Here is a 2,102-nt window from a genome sequence, read left to right as displayed (position 1 = left end):
CGACCCCCGCCCCCGTGGACTGCACCGCCGGCGCAGCCCCGGCAGCCCCGGCAGCCCCGGCGGCCCCGTCCTACCCGGGCGCGGCGACCACCGCCGCCGTCGCGCACGGCTGGGGTGAGCCCACCAAGGTCGACGACTTCGACGGCGACGCCCTCACGGGCTGGAGCCCCTACGACGGACCCGGCCACGGCGGGGAGGGGAAGCGGTCCCCGTCGGCGATCTCGGTGAAGGACGGGCTGCTCACCATCGACGGCGACGCCGACGGCACCACCGGCGGCATGGCCTGGTCCGACGGCAGCCAGAAGTACGGCCGCTGGGAGGGCCGGGTGCGGGCGCCCGCGTCGGACCCGTCGTACAACGCGTTGCTGCTGCTCTGGCCGACCGCCGAGAACTTCCCGGTCGGCGGTGAGATCGACTTCATGGAGATGACCGACCACACCCGGCAGAAGACCAACCTGTTCCTGCACTACGGCGAGGACAACTCCCAGGTCCAGGGCTCGGTCGACATCGACGCGACCCAGTGGCACAACTGGGCGGTCGAGTGGACGCCGAAGGGTGTGACCGCGTTCGTCGACGGCAAGCAGTGGTGGCACACCGACGACACGTCGGTCCTGCCGCCCGGGCCGATGCACCTGACGATCCAGCTCGACTGGTTCCCCAAGGGCGGCGGCGCCGTGAAGCCCTCGGAGATTCAGGTCGACTGGGTCCGCCAGTACGCCCTGCCCGAGTCCGAGAAGGGCGGGGACGACTCCGGCGACGCGGGGGGCAACGACGAGGGGCTCCTCGACGGACTGCTGCACCGCATCACCGAGGGCGGTCCGGACCGGGAGCCCGGCTCGGCGACCCGCGGGGCGAGCGGTACCTGATCAGCGGTACTCCATGACCATCACCGCGGTCGCGCCCGGGGTGAGCGCGCGGTAGGAGTGCGGGCGGTCGGCGGGGAACGTCAGATGGTCCCCCGGGTCCAGCTCGATCTCCTCGCCCTCCGGCCCGATCACCCACCGGCCCGCCGACACCACCACGTGCTCGACGGTGCCGGGGGAGTGCGCGTCGGCGGCCCGGGGCGGCCCCGGCTCGCAGGTGGCCAGGTGCAGGTCGCGGCGCGCCCCCGGCGGGCACGGGGACAGCAGTGCTCCGGTGTAGGCGGCCTCCTCCGACCGGATCGCGGGACGGTCGGCGAACCGCACCACCCGCACCGGCGACGACGGCGGCTCCACCAGCGCGCTGAACGGGACCCCGGCGACGACCGCGATCGCCCAGAGCGTCTCCACACTCGGGTTGCCGGTCCCCGCCTCCAGCTGCGACAACGTCGACTTCGCGATGCCCGCCCGGCGGGCGAGCTCGGCCGAGGAGATGCCGAGGCGCTCCCGTTCCCGGCGGATGGCCGCCGCGATTGTTGCGAGCGGTGGCTCAGGCGTTCGATTCATCGGTCTCCTCGTTCGACTTGACGAACACAGCCGCTGTTGTTCACTGTATCGGGCATGCGTTCGATACAGCGAACGACCCGCGGGGACGTCCGCGACGCCGTCACCATCTCGGTGGCCGTCGCGGTCGTCGGGGTCTCCTTCGGCGCGCTCGCGCCGGCCGCCGGGTTGTCCCCGGCCATGACGATGGCGATGTCGCTGCTCGTGTTCGCGGGCGGCGCCCAGCTGCTCGTCACCGGAGTGCTGGCCGCCGGGGGCGGTGTGTGGGCCGCCGTCGCCGCGGGGCTGGTGCTCAACCTGCGGCACCTGCCGTTCGGCCTGGCCCTGGCCCGTCACCTGGGCGGCGGCTGGGCACGGCTGCCCGCGGCGCACGTCGTCACCGACGAGTCGACGGCGTTCGTGCTGGCCCGTACCGACGTCCCCGGGCGGGGATGGCGCGCGTTCCGCATCCTCGGCGTCGCGAAGTACCTCTGCTGGCAGCTCGGCACCGCGGCCGGTCTGGTGCTCGGGGCGAGCGTGCCGGACCCGGCCGCGTTCGGGCTCGACGCCGCCTTCCCGGCCGCGCTGCTGGCCATGCTCGTCCCGATGCTGCGCCGGGTCGACGCCCGTCGGGTCGGCGCGGCCGCCGCCACCCTGTCGCTGGCCTGCGCGCCGTTCCTGCCCGCGGGCCTGCCCGTG

General features: G+C 74.2%; 3 protein-coding genes. 2 read left to right on the top strand and 1 reads right to left on the bottom strand.

What is annotated here, in order from left to right; all coding sequences use genetic code 11:
• On the top strand, positions 1 to 866 hold an 866-nt coding region (locus GTW08_RS19895), incomplete at its 5' end, for a glycoside hydrolase family 16 protein (RefSeq protein WP_202417437.1).
• Here GTW08_RS19895 and GTW08_RS19890 read toward each other — a convergent pair.
• A complete protein-coding gene (locus tag GTW08_RS19890) occupies positions 867 to 1,427 on the bottom strand; it encodes a helix-turn-helix domain-containing protein (RefSeq protein WP_073574638.1) in 561 nt (186 codons plus the stop codon).
• Between the two features lie 54 nt (positions 1,428 to 1,481).
• Here GTW08_RS19890 and GTW08_RS19885 point away from each other — a divergent pair.
• Positions 1,482 to 2,102, top strand: a 621-nt coding sequence (locus GTW08_RS19885; protein ID WP_161152365.1) for an AzlC family ABC transporter permease, incomplete at its 3' end; no start/stop codon positions are given.

The organism is Pseudonocardia sp. SID8383, assembly GCF_009864975.1.
Classification (GTDB): domain Bacteria; phylum Actinomycetota; class Actinomycetes; order Mycobacteriales; family Pseudonocardiaceae; genus Pseudonocardia; species Pseudonocardia alni.
Note: the sequence above shows the minus strand (reverse complement) of the source record. Positions and strands in the feature narration are given on the sequence as shown.